Annotated in this window: 23 protein-coding genes; 14 read left to right on the top strand and 9 right to left on the bottom strand. The window is 36.6% G+C overall.

Annotated features, from left to right (window positions below):
• Nucleotides 1-3 precede the first annotated feature (3 nt).
• The 7 genes from rpiB to ACF3OC_RS02775 all read left to right on the top strand — a co-directional run bounded on the left by rpiB (nucleotide 4) and on the right by ACF3OC_RS02775 (nucleotide 5122).
• The gene (gene rpiB, locus ACF3OC_RS02805; RefSeq protein WP_094255442.1) at nucleotides 4-441 is read left to right on the top strand and encodes a ribose 5-phosphate isomerase B; all 438 of its coding nucleotides are present in this window, start codon (nucleotides 4-6) and stop codon (nucleotides 439-441) included.
• Between the two features lie 16 nt (nucleotides 442-457).
• Entirely contained in the window at nucleotides 458-2050 is a 1593-nt protein-coding gene (locus ACF3OC_RS02800) for a M28 family peptidase (RefSeq protein WP_094280326.1), read from the top strand.
• Between the two features lie 177 nt (nucleotides 2051-2227).
• Nucleotides 2228-3046: an ABC transporter ATP-binding protein gene (locus ACF3OC_RS02795; protein WP_094280205.1), complete on the top strand. Its 819-nt coding sequence runs from the start codon at nucleotides 2228-2230 to the stop codon at nucleotides 3044-3046.
• Between the two features lie 47 nt (nucleotides 3047-3093).
• Nucleotides 3094-3816: a hypothetical protein gene (locus tag ACF3OC_RS02790; protein ID WP_144043675.1), complete on the top strand. Its 723-nt coding sequence runs from the start codon at nucleotides 3094-3096 to the stop codon at nucleotides 3814-3816.
• Complete coding sequence (locus ACF3OC_RS02785) at nucleotides 3817-4170, top strand: GntR family transcriptional regulator (RefSeq protein ID WP_094280207.1); 354 nt, start codon at nucleotides 3817-3819, stop codon at nucleotides 4168-4170. It begins immediately after the preceding gene.
• Nucleotides 4171-4243: 73 nt separating this feature from the next.
• Complete coding sequence (locus tag ACF3OC_RS02780; protein WP_392470839.1) at nucleotides 4244-4948, top strand: hypothetical protein; 705 nt, start codon at nucleotides 4244-4246, stop codon at nucleotides 4946-4948.
• A gap of 12 nt (nucleotides 4949-4960) precedes the next feature.
• Nucleotides 4961-5122, top strand: coding sequence for a hypothetical protein (locus ACF3OC_RS02775; protein WP_179221427.1), 162 nt, complete (start codon nucleotides 4961-4963; stop codon nucleotides 5120-5122).
• A gap of 98 nt (nucleotides 5123-5220) precedes the next feature.
• Here ACF3OC_RS02775 and ACF3OC_RS02770 read toward each other — a convergent pair whose 3' ends face one another.
• Complete coding sequence (locus ACF3OC_RS02770; RefSeq protein WP_094280209.1) at nucleotides 5221-5775, bottom strand: ferritin; 555 nt, start codon at nucleotides 5773-5775, stop codon at nucleotides 5221-5223.
• A 149-nt stretch (nucleotides 5776-5924) separates the two neighbouring features.
• On the opposite strand from ACF3OC_RS02770, the gene ACF3OC_RS02765 reads away from it, so the two are divergent.
• The 3 genes from ACF3OC_RS02765 (at nucleotide 5925) to ACF3OC_RS02755 (ending at nucleotide 7908) form a co-directional block, all read left to right on the top strand.
• On the top strand, nucleotides 5925-6872 hold the full coding sequence (locus ACF3OC_RS02765) for a DnaJ C-terminal domain-containing protein (protein WP_094280210.1): 948 nt from the start codon (nucleotides 5925-5927) through the stop codon (nucleotides 6870-6872).
• Nucleotides 6873-6875: 3 nt separating this feature from the next.
• Nucleotides 6876-7151 carry a chaperone modulator CbpM gene (locus tag ACF3OC_RS02760; protein WP_094255445.1) on the top strand — a complete coding sequence of 92 codons (276 nt, stop codon included), beginning with the start codon at nucleotides 6876-6878 and terminating at the stop codon, nucleotides 7149-7151.
• A 73-nt stretch (nucleotides 7152-7224) separates the two neighbouring features.
• Nucleotides 7225-7908: a phosphoribosylaminoimidazolesuccinocarboxamide synthase gene (locus ACF3OC_RS02755; protein ID WP_094255446.1), complete on the top strand. Its 684-nt coding sequence runs from the start codon at nucleotides 7225-7227 to the stop codon at nucleotides 7906-7908.
• Nucleotides 7909-7980: 72 nt separating this feature from the next.
• Here ACF3OC_RS02755 and ACF3OC_RS02750 read toward each other — a convergent pair whose 3' ends face one another.
• The 4 genes from ACF3OC_RS02750 to arfB all read right to left on the bottom strand — a co-directional run bounded on the left by ACF3OC_RS02750 (nucleotide 7981) and on the right by arfB (nucleotide 11149).
• Nucleotides 7981-8835 carry a hypothetical protein gene (locus ACF3OC_RS02750; protein WP_144043677.1) on the bottom strand — a complete coding sequence of 285 codons (855 nt, stop codon included), beginning with the start codon at nucleotides 8833-8835 and terminating at the stop codon, nucleotides 7981-7983.
• Nucleotides 8836-8856: 21 nt separating this feature from the next.
• A complete protein-coding gene (locus ACF3OC_RS02745; protein ID WP_392470835.1) occupies nucleotides 8857-10134 on the bottom strand; it encodes an energy transducer TonB in 1278 nt (425 codons plus the stop codon).
• A gap of 8 nt (nucleotides 10135-10142) precedes the next feature.
• Entirely contained in the window at nucleotides 10143-10514 is a 372-nt protein-coding gene (locus tag ACF3OC_RS02740; protein WP_094255449.1) for a BlaI/MecI/CopY family transcriptional regulator, read from the bottom strand.
• Between the two features lie 197 nt (nucleotides 10515-10711).
• Nucleotides 10712-11149, bottom strand: coding sequence for an alternative ribosome rescue aminoacyl-tRNA hydrolase ArfB (gene arfB, locus ACF3OC_RS02735; protein ID WP_256962488.1), 438 nt, complete (start codon nucleotides 11147-11149; stop codon nucleotides 10712-10714).
• Between the two features lie 64 nt (nucleotides 11150-11213).
• On the opposite strand from arfB, the gene bshA reads away from it, so the two are divergent.
• The 4 genes from bshA to ACF3OC_RS02715 all read left to right on the top strand — a co-directional run bounded on the left by bshA (nucleotide 11214) and on the right by ACF3OC_RS02715 (nucleotide 14805).
• On the top strand, nucleotides 11214-12362 hold the full coding sequence (gene bshA, locus ACF3OC_RS02730; protein WP_094255450.1) for an N-acetyl-alpha-D-glucosaminyl L-malate synthase BshA: 1149 nt from the start codon (nucleotides 11214-11216) through the stop codon (nucleotides 12360-12362).
• Nucleotides 12363-12416: 54 nt separating this feature from the next.
• Nucleotides 12417-13124, top strand: a complete 708-nt coding sequence (gene pyrH / locus ACF3OC_RS02725; RefSeq protein WP_094255451.1) for a UMP kinase — start codon at nucleotides 12417-12419, stop codon at nucleotides 13122-13124.
• Nucleotides 13125-13149: 25 nt separating this feature from the next.
• On the top strand, nucleotides 13150-13713 hold the full coding sequence (gene frr / locus ACF3OC_RS02720) for a ribosome recycling factor (RefSeq protein ID WP_094255452.1): 564 nt from the start codon (nucleotides 13150-13152) through the stop codon (nucleotides 13711-13713).
• 96 nt (nucleotides 13714-13809) lie between these two features.
• Nucleotides 13810-14805, top strand: coding sequence for a sugar phosphate isomerase/epimerase (locus tag ACF3OC_RS02715; protein ID WP_094280213.1), 996 nt, complete (start codon nucleotides 13810-13812; stop codon nucleotides 14803-14805).
• A 53-nt stretch (nucleotides 14806-14858) separates the two neighbouring features.
• On the opposite strand, the gene purE is transcribed toward ACF3OC_RS02715, so the two are convergent.
• The 4 genes from purE to ACF3OC_RS02695 are packed head-to-tail and all read right to left on the bottom strand — an operon-like array spanning nucleotide 14859 to nucleotide 17622.
• Complete coding sequence (gene purE / locus ACF3OC_RS02710; protein ID WP_094255454.1) at nucleotides 14859-15359, bottom strand: 5-(carboxyamino)imidazole ribonucleotide mutase; 501 nt, start codon at nucleotides 15357-15359, stop codon at nucleotides 14859-14861.
• A 16-nt stretch (nucleotides 15360-15375) separates the two neighbouring features.
• Nucleotides 15376-16518, bottom strand: a complete 1143-nt coding sequence (locus ACF3OC_RS02705; RefSeq protein WP_094280214.1) for a 5-(carboxyamino)imidazole ribonucleotide synthase — start codon at nucleotides 16516-16518, stop codon at nucleotides 15376-15378.
• A 7-nt stretch (nucleotides 16519-16525) separates the two neighbouring features.
• A complete protein-coding gene (locus ACF3OC_RS02700) occupies nucleotides 16526-17038 on the bottom strand; it encodes an NADH-quinone oxidoreductase subunit B (RefSeq protein ID WP_094255456.1) in 513 nt (170 codons plus the stop codon).
• Nucleotides 17035-17622: an NADH-quinone oxidoreductase subunit A gene (locus tag ACF3OC_RS02695; protein WP_094280215.1), complete on the bottom strand. Its 588-nt coding sequence runs from the start codon at nucleotides 17620-17622 to the stop codon at nucleotides 17035-17037. The genes ACF3OC_RS02700 and ACF3OC_RS02695 overlap by 4 nt, the downstream gene beginning before the upstream one ends.
• Nucleotides 17623-17709 lie beyond the last annotated feature (87 nt).

The raw sequence follows: 17709 nt of genomic DNA, 5'->3' as shown, positions 1-17709 counted from the left end.
ATCATGTCTAAAAAAATCGCAATTGGCAGTGATCACGCTGGGGTTGAATATAAAGCAGCTCTAATCACATTCTTAAATGAACTAGGTTATACTGTTCAGGATTTCGGTCCTGCTACTGCAGATTCTGTGGACTACCCAGATTATGCGCATCCCCTTGCAAGCAGTGTAGAAAACAAAGAAAACGAATTAGGTATTCTAATTTGCGGAAGTGCAAATGGGGTAGCCATTACTGCGAATAAACACCAAGGTATTCGTGCAGCTATTTGTTGGTTAGAGGAAATATCAGCATTAGCACGTCAGCATAATGATGCCAATGTGGTATGTATTCCTGCGCGTTTCATTGACCTAGATTTAGCAAAACGTATTGTTCGCACTTTCTTGACTACCGACTTTGAAGGCGGTCGCCATGCAAATCGTGTCAACAAAATCTCATGTGCATAACCAATTAAAAACAATAATGAAAAAATTACTTATCCTTTCATTCTTAATTCCAACCCTTTTTAGCTGTTCGGTAAACAAGCAGGTAAATCAGAAAAAATATGCTGATTTATTGACTGAAGAGTCAGCTAAAAAACACTTGACCATTCTTGCTTCTCGCGAATTTGAAGGTCGCGGTACAGGTCAAGAAGGTGGTAAAAAAACAGTGGAATACATTGCCAATGTATTCAAGGACCTAGGCTTAAAACCAGCTGTAAATGGTTCTTATTTCCAACCTGTGGACTTAATCCGAAACTCCTATGTTGTTGATAAATTCATTATCAATAACAAGCCATTGGTAAACGGTAAAGACCTATTTATCCAAGGCAACAACAATAGCAGAGACTTTAAAGCTTCTGATATTGTATTTGTAGGATATGGTATTCAAACTGACAAATACAATGACCTTAAAGGACTTGATATTGCAGGTAAGGTGGTATTAGTGATCAATGAAGGTGAGCCAATTAAAAATGGCAATTCCTTGATCACTGGTTCTGGCAATCCTTCTGAATGGTCTACAAGCCGTTTCAAGAGAATTCAAGAACTGACCAAATTGAAACCCAAAATGATCATTGCTGTAAATTCTCAAAATGCTGAAATGATCAGCAAATTTGGAAACCGCATGACTGCCGGTCGTTTCACTTTGAAATCAAGTGACGCGCAATCCAACGCAAATCAAGCAACAATGGATATTCCAGTTGCGAACATTACCATGGATATCGCAAACCAAATTCTAGCTGCAAACAATACTTCAATTGACAAAGTTATTGCAACTATTAATTCAACAGGTAAGCCAAATTCATTCGATGTTAAATCATCTGTAGACGCTACAATGGGTGTTAAGAAAGAAGAATTCCATGATCCTAACGTATTAGGAGTGATTGAAGGAACAGACCTTAAAGATGAGGTTGTAATTATCTCAGGTCACTATGATCATGATGGTATCCTTCCTGATGGAACATTCTTCCCAGGTGCTGATGACAATGGTTCAGGTACTGTAGGTGTTATGGAATTGGCTAAAGCATTTGCTGCTGCTAAGAAAGATGGAAAAGGTCCTAGAAGAACAATCTTATTCATGGCCTTTGCTGCTGAAGAAAAAGGATTATTAGGATCTAATTTCTACTCTCAAAATCCAATTTTCCCATTGAGTAATACGGTTACTTGTTTGAATATGGATATGATTGGTCGTATCGATGACAAGCACTTAAACGGAAATCATAATTATATCCACGCCATTGGTTCTGAAATGTTGAGCTCTGAGTTAAAAGCAATCAACGAAAAAGCAAACAATGACTATACCCAAATGGAATTAGATTATATGTATGATGATCCCAAGGATCCAATGCGTATCTATTACCGTTCTGACCAATACAACTTGGCGAAACACGGTATTCCAGTAATTTTCTTCTTCTCGGGATTACATCCAGACTATCATACACCAAATGATACGGTAGATAAAATCGACTTCCCGATGATGGCAAAACGCGAAAAACTTGTTTTCCATACAGCTTGGGAGATTGCTAACCGCGATAAGAAACTAGTGGTAGATAAAACTCCAGCACCTGCTCAATAATAGATATGAGCAATAAAAAATAGAGAAGGGCAGAATATTAATTCTGCCCTTCTCTTTTGTAATCCCCTCTCCTACAATACTCCCCTAAAATATTTTTTTTATTTTTTTCTTGCAGATATAAAATACCTGTGTATATTTGGAGTGTACTACTACATTAATACACTAAAACAATACGCTATGCTAACCATTAAATCATTATCGTATTATTATAAACCGAACAAGAATATTCTTTGGAATATCAACACAACCCTAAAGCCAGGAAACATCTATGGCTTATTAGGTTTAAATGGTGAGGGCAAAACCACCTTACTCAAATTAATTGTAGGGATGTTGCTTCCAAAAGATGGAACTATTGAATTCAACGGAAATCTCAGTTCCGAACGAAATGCAGCATACCTGAATGAGGTTTATTTTCTTCCAGATTACAGCAAATTACCGGATCTTGGAATCGAACAGTTTGGAACGTTGTATGGGGCATTCTACAGCAAGTACAACCACCAACAGTACTTGGACTGTATCAAAGAGTTCAATATTCCTACCAACTCCAGGATAAGTTCTCTTTCATTAGGTCAACATAGGAAGGTTCATATTTCCTTTGCATTTGCATGTAACAGCTCCGTCTTATTGATGGATGAGCCGACCAATGGATTAGATATCCCCTCTAAAGCAGTATTCAGGAAGCTACTCAGCAGATATATCAATGAGGAAAGTATCTTCTTGATTGCCACCCATCAGATTCGTGATGTAGATATGCTCTTTGATCACTTGCTAATCATGAAAAACGGAAGCATCGTATTAGATGAAAATATCCATACGCTATCACAACAATTCCGAATTAGTAAAAATTCTGCGGATGCAGGTCAGGCAGTTTATGTTCAAGATGATATCGTAGGCCAATTTTACTTAGTGAGAAATAACCAAGAGTCTGAATCGAAACTAGATATTGAATTTTTGTTCAATGCATTTACAAACAATCCTAATCCTATTGAATTATGAAAACCATATCCCAATATATTAAATGTCAGTTTGCCACAAATAGGTATATGATTTTTTCAATTCCTATCGTTGCAATAATCTTCTTCCTTTTAGGAATAATAACCACTGATTTGGGTAATTATATTTTCGTGGACAAGTCACAATTGAGTTCCTCGATGATTCTTGATTTAAGAGACATAAAACATTTATCTTGGTCATTAATCCTAATTATTGTAGCCCCATTTCTTCACCTTATGTTTATTGCTGGAGTTTTCCGCAAAACATATGATTTTATTATCCCTATTAATTCAGGGCAAAAGATGATCTCTTATATCATTATTGCAGCACTTATTTCCATCTACAATTATTTGATCATTCTAGGCTTAAACTATATCGTAGAGTTTTATTTTAGACAAAACTACCTAGAACAGGTCATTAAAACTATTGATGAGAACGGAATGCTTTATACGGAAATTTCAAAATATAGCGTCTTTTATACTGGAAGTTTGGCACTCGGATATTTCAAACATCTCATGGTAATTTTTCTAATTTTCCCATTTTTCCTTTATGCTATTCTATACTTCAAAAAATATAGTATCCTAATTTCTGCAGGTATATTAACTTTCGCAATAGTGATCGGATTATATATCAGTACATTCTTTTGGGAGGGTTATTTCACCTATATCGCAAACCAAACATATGTTTCAATCTATAGATGGGTTCCACTATTATTTGCAACAGCTTTAGGTTACATAGGGTTGTATTATTTTTTAAAAGAAAAGGAGGTCTAGATGCAATTCCAATCAGATAAACCCATATATCTACAAATAATTGATATTGTCATGGAAAAAATCTTAACAGGTGAATGGCAGATAGGTGAAAAAATTCTATCAGTCCGAGAGTTTGCCGGAAGTGTTGAAGTAAATCCCAATACTGTGATGCGAGCATATGATAAATTACAACAAGACGAAATTATTTTTAATAAGCGTGGTCTTGGATTATTTGTATCTGACAACGCCTTACAAACCATCCTGAAAGAAAAGAAAGAAAACTTCATTCAAATAGAAGCTCCAAAATTCTTTCAAACCGCAAAACTTTTAAAAATAACCGAGGAGGAATTAATCGAACTCTATAAATCGAACTGACATGAAAAAATCCAACATCATATACATAACCGCATTAACCATTCTATGGTTAATCTATTTGGTAATTAAACCTTTGCAAGGCTATATTTACGCAGATCCTATATCTAATAAACCAAAAGATTTTGTTTCTGCAATCGTAAAAACATTTGACCATACTGATAAAATAGAAACCCCTTCTTTAAAAGACATTAAGAATATTAAACTTAAGGGCGAATCAAAAGGTGGCTCTATTATGGTTGATTACAATGATACCGCAAAAATCACCTTCCTTGAAAACAATCAAACGACCAGCTTTAAGTATAAAAAAATTGGGGATACCATAGAAGTCGAAATGGATAAAAATGGCTACATGGCGATAAAGCTAGATTTGAATCCTATGGAATCTTATAATTTGATTTTTGAAAATATGAATCCAAGAATTGCATTGAACCCTGGTGACAGCAGTACTTTTGGAATCAATAATATTGCTATTCGAAACAACTCTGATATTTTTATATATAACTTTTCCAGAGATTTCCAGAACTTCAACCATCCTTTTACATTATCCATCTCTGATAAATCAAAATTGAGAATAGATAACTTAAAATTCAAAAAGTTAAGTGCAAATATTAATAATGGCCTTTTAACAATTGAAAACAGCAGTCATATCGACAGTTTAAACGCCGATCTACAAGGGCTCAGCCATATAATAATTGGCAAATATCCCGATGACAAGCGCGTTGATTATTTGAATCTTTCAGGAAATTTAGATTATTACAACGCTCATAAACCAAAATAAGAAAGGAGAATCATGATTTTCAAAATCATATTTAAATTTATCAGTGCTGTTCTGATTTCACTGATGCCTCTCCTTTATACTTGGATTGACAATAAAGTGGAGGATAGTTCTAAATTAAACCAGCAGCAAGAAATTATTGCAAAGAAAGACCTTGAGTCCGAGAAAGAACAATAAGAGTTTATGAATAACAAAGGGCAGAATATTAATTCTGCCCTTTTCAGTTTTTCAAGTTCTGGCTTTGGGAGCCATTTATATTTTAGATAAAAGTATGTCTATTCCGGATTATCTGCTGTAGATTCTCTTGCCAAAGGCACATCATCAGGAGCATTTCCCAAATATTTATCCAATTCAAATAAGGACTCATCTGTTGCGCGGTCACCACCGGCAATTTTCAACTTATCGATCAATGAAAGTGCTAATTTCTCTTCCTCGGTTTGTTCTTTAACAAACCATTGCGCGAAATTCCATGTCGCCCAATCTTTCTCCTCCATCGACTGATTCACCAATCCGTAAATTGCATTCGTGTTATCTACTTCATGTTGGAAGACCATATCAAAGCATTCTGACATCGATTTAGGAAGTTTCTTATGTTCCGTCACGGCCTCCACTTTCGGCGTCCCTCCTCTTTCTAAGATATACATCATAATCTTGATCATGTGGTTTCTTTCTTCTTGCGCATGACGAAACAAGAAATTTGCCACTCCACCATAACCTTTGGTATCTGCCCAACATCCCAATGATAGATAAATCTGGGATGCCTGATTTTCTTTTGTCATTTGTTTAATCAACGATGTTTCCATCGCTTTTGATAGTCTATTGGTATTCATAATTATTCCTTTTTAGAACTAACACTTCATAAACCAATTTGTTTACCTTTTCATCCTTTACTTTTACAGTTATACATTGTAAATTTGAGAGAAGCTATTAATAAACAAAACCTAAGGCAACTTGTTCTTTTTTTAAATCAATATTATATATGGCGTTTTTAGACTATTACAATGTGTTAGGATTGGATAAATCCGCAAGTCAAGATGACATCAAAAAGGCTTACCGGAAGCTTGCCCGGAAGTATCATCCTGATTTAAATCCCAACGATGAAAGTGCAAAGAAGAAATTTCAAGAAATAAATGAGGCCAATGAGGTATTGACCGATCCAGAGAAAAGAAAGAAATACGACCAATATGGTGAAAACTGGAAGCATGGTGAGGAATACGAAAAGGCGCAACAGGAATATGCTCGTTCTCAAGGTGCTCGCGGAAGATCTGCTGGCGGCGGTCAAAATCCTTTTGAAGGCTTTGACTTCAACAATTATAATGGTAATTACGATACTGGAGAATACTCTGATTTCTTCGAAGACCTGTTTGGATCTAGGTTCGGTGGAGGAAGAAGCTCCGGAAAACGCGGCAGCTACCGTGGTCAGGACTATGAAACGACCCTGGACTTAACCTTGCTGCAAGCCTCTCAAACCCATAAACAAACCTTTACCGTCAATGGTAAAAATATCCGGATAACAATTCCTGCAGGGGTTGAAGATGGTCAAAAAATCAAATTAAAAGGTCAAGGTGCTGATGGAGTCAATGGCGGGCCTAAAGGAGATCTATATATTACTTTCTCCATTCGCCCGGATTCCAAGTTTGTGCGCAAGGGCAATGACCTTTACACCAATATTGAAGTTGACCTGCCAACGGCCCTATTGGGTGGTGAAACCATTGTCGATACATTAACAGGAAAAATCAACGTGAAGATAAAACCGGAAACCCAAAATGGAGCCAAGATAAGGCTGAAAGGAAAGGGATTCCCAGTGTATAAGAAAGAGGGTGATTTCGGTGATTTATATGCTGAAATCCATGTCAGTCTTCCGACCAATCTGAACGAAGATCAAAAGAAAATAGTAAAACAATTAGCGGATTCATTAAAGAAATAAGAGATGGAAAAGACATTATTTAGAGTAATCGACATCTGCAAGACCAATAATATTGAACGGACATTTGTACAAGAACTACATAAAAACGGACTGATTGAAATCATTGTGCAAGAGGAACAGGAATATTTGGAAGAGGAGCAGGTGGTTTATGTAGAACGTTTTTCAACATGGCATTACGAACTTGAATTAAATATTCAGGGAATTGAAGTGGTAAATCACTTAATTGATAAAATTGAGGAATTACAACGAGAGCTGCGAACGCTAAAATTAGACAAATAGCGTAGTTTTTTCGGATAATTTAGGCAATAAACTCATTTTTTTGATAAATTCGCCTCAATTAACAGAAACCATCATGGAAAAAATCTATCAAGGAAAAACCAAAGACGTATATAGTCTTGGAGATAATCAAATATTACTTCAGTTCAAAGATGATGTTACTGGTGAAAACGGGGTGTTTGACCCTGGAGCAAACACGGTCGGATTAACAATTGAAGGTGCTGGAAGGTCTGGCTTAAAAATGACCACTTACTTCTTTGAAGTATTAAATAAATTGGGAATTCCTACTCACTTTATTTCTTCAGATATTGATAAAGTACAGATGATCGTTAAAGACGCCAAAGTATTTGGAAAAGGTCTTGAGGTTATTTGTCGTTACAGAGCTGTAGGATCATTTTTAAGAAGATATGCTGCTTATTGTCAAGAAGGCCAAGCCTTGGATAGCTTTGTGGAAGTAACCATTAAGGATGATGAACGCGGAGACCCTGTTATTTCTGAAGATGCTTTAGCGATGTTGGGCTTATTGAGCCATGAACAATATCAAGAACTTAAGGATTTGACTAAAAAGATCTGTGGAATTGTCAAAGATGAACTTGCCAAAAAAGGACTTGAATTATACGATATCAAATTAGAATTCGGACACGACAAAACAAATAATCAGATTATTTTAATTGATGAAATATCTGGCGGTAATATGCGCGTGTACAAAGATGGCCAATATGTTGCACCCTTGGAATTAGAAAAACTTTTCCTTTCCTAAAGGTAATCTCATAATAGAAATAAAAAAGCCATTCGTATTCCGAATGGCTTTTTTATGTTCAATTGAGAAATCTTAAAGACTATTTTTCTCAATCTTAAAATTGTCCTTTTCTAATAAACTTCCAGCTTCATCATAATATTCCAGCTCATAATCATTTGGACATAACTTTAAGGAAATTGGACCAACATCATCCTTCTTAATAATTTTAAAATAAGAAATGGTTTTATTGGGACCATAGATATCATATAATTTCAGGTACATGCTCTTCCGATCCTTCAGCAAATCAGGATTCGGTTTTAGTACCCAATCCTTTCTTTCATGCTCATCACAATCAAAAATTTGCCAAGAAGGATTATAGGACTTTGATTCTAGAACCTCCAATGCATTGATTCCAGCCAAATAATTGAACCTATCCAAAGGATTATTTCTTAAATTTCCTTCTATTTCTAATGCATAAAACAATAGACTCAAGCCTTTGTGATGATCATAAGGAATATAAACATGCTTTACAATCAATCCTGATGAAGAATAGTCTTTTTCGTAGTAAGGAGCTTTTTTATATTCCTTTTTTTCAAAATCTTCTACATCAAACCTCTTTCGTTTATGTTTTACGGCTAACAAATTATAGGTTGGCTTATTCTCAGGAACAACAGAAAACAGAACCTTATCTCCTTTTTTCCCTAAACCTGCCAATTTCATCATACTTTGATCCAAAGGATACAGTTTTTGGATTCTTAACCCAGTATTGCCAGTATCTCTAGGTTGAAATGATCGGTAAAGCCAAACATTCAGCCCTTCTTTTTCATTGAAATACTTATCAACTTCACCTGTGAAATAGCCGTTCTTCGCAAATTCCTGTGTTTTACAGGAAAAAAACATGAGCAATAATATCCCCAGTAAAAACTTGATGAAAGCTTTTATTAACATGTACATAATAAATTAGTGGATTTATTGATTTCTTAGGTCCATTCGGATTGGAAGTGTGTACCTAGCATTTACCGTTTTGCCATTAATTATTCCAGCCGACCATTTTTTTGTACTCTTTAATGATTTGATTGCCGCTTCGCCGATTCCATAGCCTAAATCTTTGACCACTTGAATATCAGTCAAATTACCTTGTTTATCTATTACAAAGGAAAGTTCAATTTTTCCAACAACTTCTGCATCAAGTGCTTCCTTCGGGTAAACTAAATTTTCTGCAACCTCCCTGCGAAATTTCTCTATTCCTCCAGGATAAGCTGGATAAACTTCTATTTTATCAAAGTCATAGACTATATTATTTGGATCTGTGACTACAGGAACTGGAATATCCTCCTTCGATATTTGCTTATCATTTTCTGCTGAAGCAGCCTGATTAGCATCTGCAGAGTCCTGAGGACTTGTACTCTCACTAACCATATTATCCGAAGCAGCTTTTTCTTTTTCCGGAGATTTACAATTCACGATTAACCCAACAAGCAGTATAGCCAAGGGTAAAATACTTAAATAAAATACCTTGTTTTTTGAATTTGATCTATGTTTGAATATCATTTTAATTCTTTCTTTAAGTAATGATTTATTGGAAAACTCATGACTTAGTCTTGATGGATGTACATTCATGGCATAAGCCAATAATAGTTCCGCGTAGGCAACCTTATTATCATCAAAATGAGCATCAACTATACATTCATGTTGGAATTTAAGTTCATCTCGAATCCATATAAAAACTGGATTGAACCAATTGAATGCTCGAAATAATTCGATGAAAATAAGGTCATAACTGTGCCTTTGTTTCACATGAATTTCTTCATGCGCTTGGATAAGCGACGAATCTTCTCTCTTGACATCCAGATGAATTTTTCCTAAAAAGGAATAATTCCCCTGTTCTTGCTTCGAATATTTTCTGCTGGTGATCTTTAATAATCTAAAACCAAACCAAGCAAGCGCAACCCCTACTCCAAGCCAATAAATGACTTCCATCCAATTCGTGTTGCTTCCATATATTTCGGGAGATTCAACTGTGCCGGATATTTCCTTATTTGTTAAATCAAGCAGAGGTAGTGTAACCTGAACGACCTCAGGAACCTGAAATTCTACAAACAACAACAGCGGAAATAAATAGGCTATCAAAACGCTACTCAATAAATACCAGCGATTCAAACTAAAGAAAGTAAACTTCCTTAATCCATATCGATAGATTAAAAAGAATAGCAACAAGGCCAGGTTAGATATCAATAGATAAGTCATACTCGATTTTATTTCTTATGCTTCTCAATAAGTTTCATGATTTCATCCAAATCCTGCACGTCCAACTTCTTTTCTTCTAGAAAAAAAGAAAGCATGGAGCTCGCAGAATTTTCAAAATACCCTTGTAAGAGTTTTCCTGTTATTAATTTCTTATACTCTTCTTTTTCAATCTTTGGAAAATAGCGATGGCTCTTCCCAAAAGACTCATGATCCACAAAACCCTTGGTCTCGAGAATCCTTACGATGGTAGATACTGTATTATAAGCCGGCTTCGGTTCTGGTAGCACCTCAATGATATCCTTGACAAATCCACCCCCCAATTCCCATAAACTGTGCATGATCTGCTCCTCAGCCTTTGTTAATTCTTTTAACTCGTTCATTATTCTGTAATAGTTTAAAAAAAAGACAATATTGCCTATAATCGATTATAAAACGAATTTATAACTAATATTTTAGTTATACAACTAAAATATTAGTTATAAGCGAAAATAAAATCGTTACTTATTGATTATCAGAAGGATTAATTTGATTTTTTTTATAAAAGACTATGTGTAGGGGCGCATTGCATGCACCATATTTATTCTTCAAACCTCCATTGACGATCAGACTTCTTGGAGGATTGCTTTTTCTTTCGGTCCAATCTATTGAGAATTACTGATTTGGGGATTTTCGTAGGTTTTCGTTCAGCATCTATTTTAAGTGCATTTTCCAGGATACTAAAGAAACGCTCGATCACCAATTCTTTATTTTTCAACTGACTGCGATCAATACTAGAGTCCAATTGCAACAGCCCTTCCTTGGAGATTCTATTGGCCAAGCGTTCCTTAATAAGCAGTTTTTGATCCTCATTAAATACCGAAGATTCATCCACATTCCAATTCAACATAACTTTTGAGGAAACCTTGTTGACATTCTGTCCACCCTTACCTCCGGAACGAGAAGTTTTGAAACTCAATTCCTGTATCAACTGTTCTTTATTTACATGCATTTGTAATAAAATTACAATTTTTCCCATTCCGCTAAAAATTTTGCATGAGTATCTACATTCATTATTATCTTTAATAAACGAAACTAGAAATATGAAGATAGGAATAGTATGTTATCCAACTTTTGGAGGAAGTGGTGTTGTCGCGACAGAGCTAGGAAAAGCATTGGCAAATAATGGACATCAGGTTCACTTTATTACTTACAGCCAACCGGCTAGACTTGACTTCTTCTCAGAGAATTTATTTTACCATGAAGTAGCCATTAATCAATATCCCTTATTTGATTTTCCACCATATGAAACTGCATTGGCAAGTAAACTGGTGGATGTCGTACGTTTTGAGGGTTTGGATTTATTGCATGTGCATTATGCTATTCCGCATGCATCGGTAGCATTCTTGGCAAAACAAATTCTGGAAACATATGGAATCAATATTCCAGTGGTAACTACGCTGCATGGTACTGATATCACTCTTGTTGGAAAGGATAAAAGTTTTAGTCCAGTGGTAACATTTTCCATCAACAAATCCGATGGCGTTACGACGGTATCAGAAAACTTGAAAGAACAAACCCTTGCATACTTTGATATCAGCAATGGTATTAAGGTCATTCCCAACTTTATCGACTTACAACGATTCCACAATAAGAATCATGAGCATTTCAAAAAAGCAATTGCTCCTAATCAAGAAAGAATCATCGTTCATACCTCCAACTTCAGGAAGGTAAAACGCGTTGAAGATGTGGTTCGCATATTCCATAAAGTTACACAGCAGGTCCCAAGCAAGTTGTTGATGGTGGGAGATGGTCCTGAACGTAGAAATGCCGAAGAACTAGCCAGGGAATTAGGCATTATGGATTGTATCCGTTTCTTAGGAAAGCAGGATGCCATTGAGGAAATCTTATCAATTGCTGATTTATTCTTGATGCCATCGGGATCAGAGAGTTTTGGGCTTGCAGCCTTGGAGGCCATGGCATGTAAAGTGCCTGTTGTTTCATCCAATACGGGCGGACTTCCAGAGTTGAATAAAGAAGGATTTAGCGGTTTCTTAAGCGATGTTGGGGATATAGATGATATGGCGAAGAACTCCATTTATATTTTGGAGGATTGTCAACGATTGAATGAATTTAAGGAGAATGCATTACAAAGAGCGAAGGACTTTGAATTAAGTAAAATAGTGCCAATTTATGAGGATTTTTATTCCGAGGTTATCGAAAAGGTAAAAAAAGGAAATAAATCTAATTAATCGCAAGCAAAAAGTCATATCTTTGGCTTTTGGAACTACTCCAAAAAGTCAAATATGAAATACAAACGCATCCTACTTAAACTTAGTGGCGAAGCTTTAATGGGCGAGCAAAGCTACGGTATCGACATTAATCGTGTTCAACAATACGCAAAAGACATTCAGGAACTTCATAGCTTAGGCATGGAAATCGCCATCGTCATTGGTGGAGGTAACATTTACCGTGGGTTAAGTGCTGAAAAAGCAGGAATGGACCGTGTTCAAGCGGATTACATGGGAATGTTGGCCACCGTAATCAACTCCATGGCATTACAAGATGCCTTAGAGAAGGTTGGCATGAAAACTCGTCTATTGACAGCGATCAAAATGGAACAAATTTGTGAACCATTTATCCGCAGACGTGCTGTACGTCACTTAGAAAAAGGCCGTATCGTGATCTTCGGTGCTGGTACAGGTAACCCTTACTTCACAACCGATACTGCGGCGTCCTTACGGGCCATTGAAATTAATGCAGATGCGGTATTAAAAGGTACTCGTGTAGATGGTATCTATACTGCAGATCCGGAGAAGGATCCTTCGGCAAAGAAATTCGACCATATCTCCTTTACTGATGTATATGAAAAAGGACTGAATGTAATGGATATGACCGCATTTACGCTTTGTCAAGAAAACAACCTACCTATTATTGTTTTCGACATGAACAAACCCGGCAACTTATTGAAGTTAGCCAATGGTGAACATGTAGGAACTGTGGTTAGTAATTAATTAAAAGCAAATAATAAATCAAGATATGAACGAATTAATTTCACTTCAACTGGACGACTGCAAAGACGGTATGACGAAAGCTGTAGCTCATACAGAATCTGAATTAACCAAGATTCGCGCAGGTAAAGCTAGTCCTGGTATGCTTGATGGAATTTATGTTGATTATTATGGCACTGCAACGCCTCTATCGCAAGTCAGCAACATAAACACACCAGACGCAAGAACCATCGTTGTACAACCATGGGAAAAAAACCTTCTTTCAACAATTGAAAAGGCTATCATGGACTCTAATATCGGTTTGAACCCTCAAAATGACGGTTCAATCATCCGCTTAGCTGTTCCACCGCTTACTGAAGAACGTCGTCGTGATTTAGTGAAAAAAGTAAAAGAAGAAACTGAGAAAGGTCGTGTGGCAATCCGTAACATCCGTAAAGATGGAAATGAACAAATCAAGAAATTGAAAAACGACGGTGCCTCAGAAGATGAAATCAAAGTGGGTGAAGCAGAGGTTCAAAAATTAACCGATACTTTTATCGCTAAAGTTGATCAGCTAGCTGAAATCAAAGAAAAAGATATCATGACCATCTAAGGCAATCTTTTAAAAATTATTATGAAAGGATTCTTAAATTAAGAATCCTTTTTTTATTAAAAATTTACCTATATTCAATTAATAAAAACATTCTGCATGACACAATCAAGAAGAAATTTCCTCAAGCTTGCGAGCATGGGATTAGTTGGCGGTCTTGTTGCTCCTCACTTGATTTCTTGTGACAGCTTGAACAAAAAATCAGGCTCTCCTCTTAAAAACATTGGTTTACAGTTATTCACTCTTCGAGATCTTCTCGCACAAAACCCTCAAGAAGTATTAAAATCAGTTGGCAAAATCGGCTATACACACGTAGAAACCTATGGTGCTGATCCAAATAATGGTACTTTCTGGGGCATCTCTGTCGATGAACTTAAGAAAATCTTGAATGATAATAACCTGAAAACCCATAGTGGACACTATGATTTGGGTAAGTATTTGGATAAAGATAGTTCGGATAAAGAAAACATTGAGAAATACATCGAAATTGCGCATAACCTCGGTCAGGAATATATTATTGCTCCTGTTCCTCCAATGCACAAATTGAACAAACTTGACCAAACTGATTACCAATACATGGCTGAACAGCTTAATAAAGCTGGTGAAATGTCCAAAAAGGCAGGTATCAAGATGGGCTATCATAACCATTTCTGGGAATTTAAAGAATTCGGAAATGGTACAAATGGACTCGATGTCCTGTTAGCCTTCACTGAAAAAGATTTGGTGGTCTTTGAATTGGATATGTTCTGGATTACCAAAGCTGGTGCCAGTCCGCAATCCTATTTCTCGAAACACCCGGGTCGTTTCCCGCTATGGCATGTCAAAGATATGGACCGAGCATTCTCAACGCCATTGGACATCAATAAAATTGATCCTAAAACAGGTAAAAGAGATACATTGGATCTAATGGAAACCATGAAGAGCATTAAATATGCTGAGGTCGGTTCTGGAAGTATTGATTTTACTGCTATCTCGCATTTTGCAAATGAAAGCGGCTTAAAATATGCCTTCGTAGAACAAGATGATATCTATTCGCCTGATAAATACGCGAGTATCAAGAAAAGTTATGACTACGTTCAAAAAACTTTTAAATAATGAAAAAAGGCGGAAAAGATTAACTTTTCCGCCTTTTTATGCCTTTTGAAAGTCTAGAAAACTAATCTCTCTACTTCCTCTGCACTCTCTTCAACTTTATCCTTCAACTCTTTCTTAAACTCTAAGATTCTACCTGCTAAGGCATCATCACTAGTTGCTAAGATCTGTGCGGCTAGAATACCTGCATTTTTTGCTGCATTTAAAGCCACTGTTGCAACTGGAATACCGTTTGGCATCTGTAGAATAGATAATACCGAATCCCAGCCATCAATGGAATTTGAAGACTTTACAGGAACTCCGATTACAGGAAGATGAGTAATGGAAGCTACCATACCTGGTAAATGTGCAGCACCACCAGCTCCGGCAATAATAACCTTTAAGCCGCGACCTGCTGCTTGCTCCGCAAAATCAAACATACGCTTGGGCGTACGATGTGCCGAAACAACACTCACCTCATAAGAAACTCCTAAATATTTTAAAACTTCAATGGCATCCTGCATAATTGGCAAGTCAGACTTGCTCCCCATGATGATTGCTACTTTTGCGTTTTCCATGATTATCAATATAAAATTAAGCTATTACTCGAATCAATTCCTGTATCTTACGTGCATTCTCAATGGCAATCGCACGATCTTGATTTACAATGGTAACATGCCCCATCTTACGGAATGGCTTAGTATATTTTTTACCATACAAATGTACATATACTCCCTCTATCCCCAATGCTTCCTCAATGCCTTCATATTTTGCCAATCCTTCATAACCTGCTTCACCCAATAAATTCACCATAATGGCATTTGCACGAGATGCTGTATTGCCTAATGGCAAATTAAAGATCGCTCTTAAATGTTGGCCAAATTGAGAAGTATAATTACCTTCAATGGTTTGATGACCTGAATTATGAGGTCTTGGAGCCAGTTCATTCACTAAAATATCTCCTTCTGCTGTCAAGAACATTTCTACTGCTAAAACTCCAACAATCTGTAGGTCATTAGCAATCTTCATAGCAATACTCTCTGCCTTCATTTGAATATCGAAAGAATAGGTCGAAGGAGAAATCAAGAATTCTACAAGGTTCGCTTGTGGATTGAATTCCATTTCCACCATTGGGAAAGTCATCATCTCGCCTTTATCATTACGAGCCACCATAACGGCAATTTCCTTTTCAAAGGGCACCAATTCCTCCACTATACATGGACCTTCAAAGGCATTTTCAAAATCAGCCGGAGAATTAATTCGCTTCACCCCTTTACCATCATAACCATCCTTACGAAGTTTTTGGATATAAGGCAATGGGATTTGGCAATTTGCCAATCCTTCCTTATTGGAAACAAACTGGAATGCCGAAGTAGGAATATCGTTTTGTTTAAAAAACTGCTTTTGCAATCCTTTATCTTGAATCAAACGGATAACGCGTGATTGCGGGTAAACCAATACACCTTCGTTTTCCAAGGCTTCCAATGCATCTACATTTACTTTTTCAATCTCAATGGTCAGCATATCCAAATCCTTACCGAAATTATATACGGTATCAAAATCAGCTAGCGAACCAACTTCAAATTGATTACACAATTTCTTGCAGGGTGCATTCGGATCTGGGTCCAACACATGCACATTCACATTAAAGTTAATTGCTTCTTGGATAAGCATTCGACCTAACTGGCCTCCGCCTAAAATTCCCAGGCGTAAATCACCATAAAAATCTTTTGCCATAATTATTTTATTGCTCTACTTCCATCGGGAAAATATCCCCTTTCAATAAAGACTGTTGTTCTATTATTTTTTGTAACTCTAAAAATGCTCCGATAAGAGCTTCCGGCCTTGGTGGACAACCTTGAACATAGACATCCACAGGAATAATCTTGTCTACACCTTTTACCACATGATAGCCATGTTGCCAATACGGTCCACCACAATTTGAACATGAACCCATGGAGATCACATATTTCGGATCCGGCATTTGTTCATATAATTTCTTAATGCGGTCGGCCATTTTAAAAGTCACCGTTCCGGCAATAATCATCACATCTGATTGTCGCGGTGAAGGCCGAGGGAAAACGCCTAAACGGTCTAAATCATAGGTAGCTGCCATTGCACCCATCATCTCGATGGCACAACATGCAATACCAAAACTTATAGGCCACATCGAGGATAGCCTAGCCCAATTTAATAGATCATCCATCTTGGCGATGATAACCCCATTATTTTGTTGCAATTGCTGGTCTAAACTCATGACTCTGAACTTGGTTTCTTAAATTTCGGTTTAAATCCTAATTTCACAGGTGAAGCAGCCTTTTCGGCCAAAACCTCTTCTATTTCTTGCTCCTTAAAATCCTTGATTTGATATTCTTTCGCATTCAACTGATCATAAGCCGATGCCGGAATTCCAACCATCACCACTGGCTTTTGATGTTTTGGCTTGATCCAACTGATATCACCACTCCGCCAGACATAGATTAATCCTACAATCAATACAGCTAGAAAAATTGCCATTTCAATTAAGGTAAACCATCCCCAGCGTGGATCTATCGCATTGATCTCAGCATTTCCAAAAACCGTAGCCCATGGAAATATAAAAATCAACTCTACATCAAACAGTAAAAACACTAAGGCAATCACATAAAATCGTGGATTAAATTGTACCCAAGAAGTCCCTGTGGTTTCTTCCCCACATTCATAAGTACTTAATTTAATAGGATTGGGATTTTTTGGAGACAAGATTCGAGCAAGGAACATGGTGGCACTAACCAATACGATACCAATGATAGCCATTAAGAGTATCTTACCATATTCCGATATCTGCCCGGGGTCGTCCATGCTACAAAATTAACAATTAATTCATTCAAATGTATAGGATTTTAGTTTTCTTGCGCATCAATAAACAAAAAGAGGTTGTAGAATGCT

The sequence above is a fragment of the Sphingobacterium cellulitidis genome, from assembly GCF_043187465.1.
In the GTDB taxonomy this organism is placed as follows: Bacteria; Bacteroidota; Bacteroidia; order Sphingobacteriales; family Sphingobacteriaceae; genus Sphingobacterium; species Sphingobacterium cellulitidis.
Note: the sequence above shows the minus strand (reverse complement) of the source record. Positions and strands in the feature narration are given on the sequence as shown.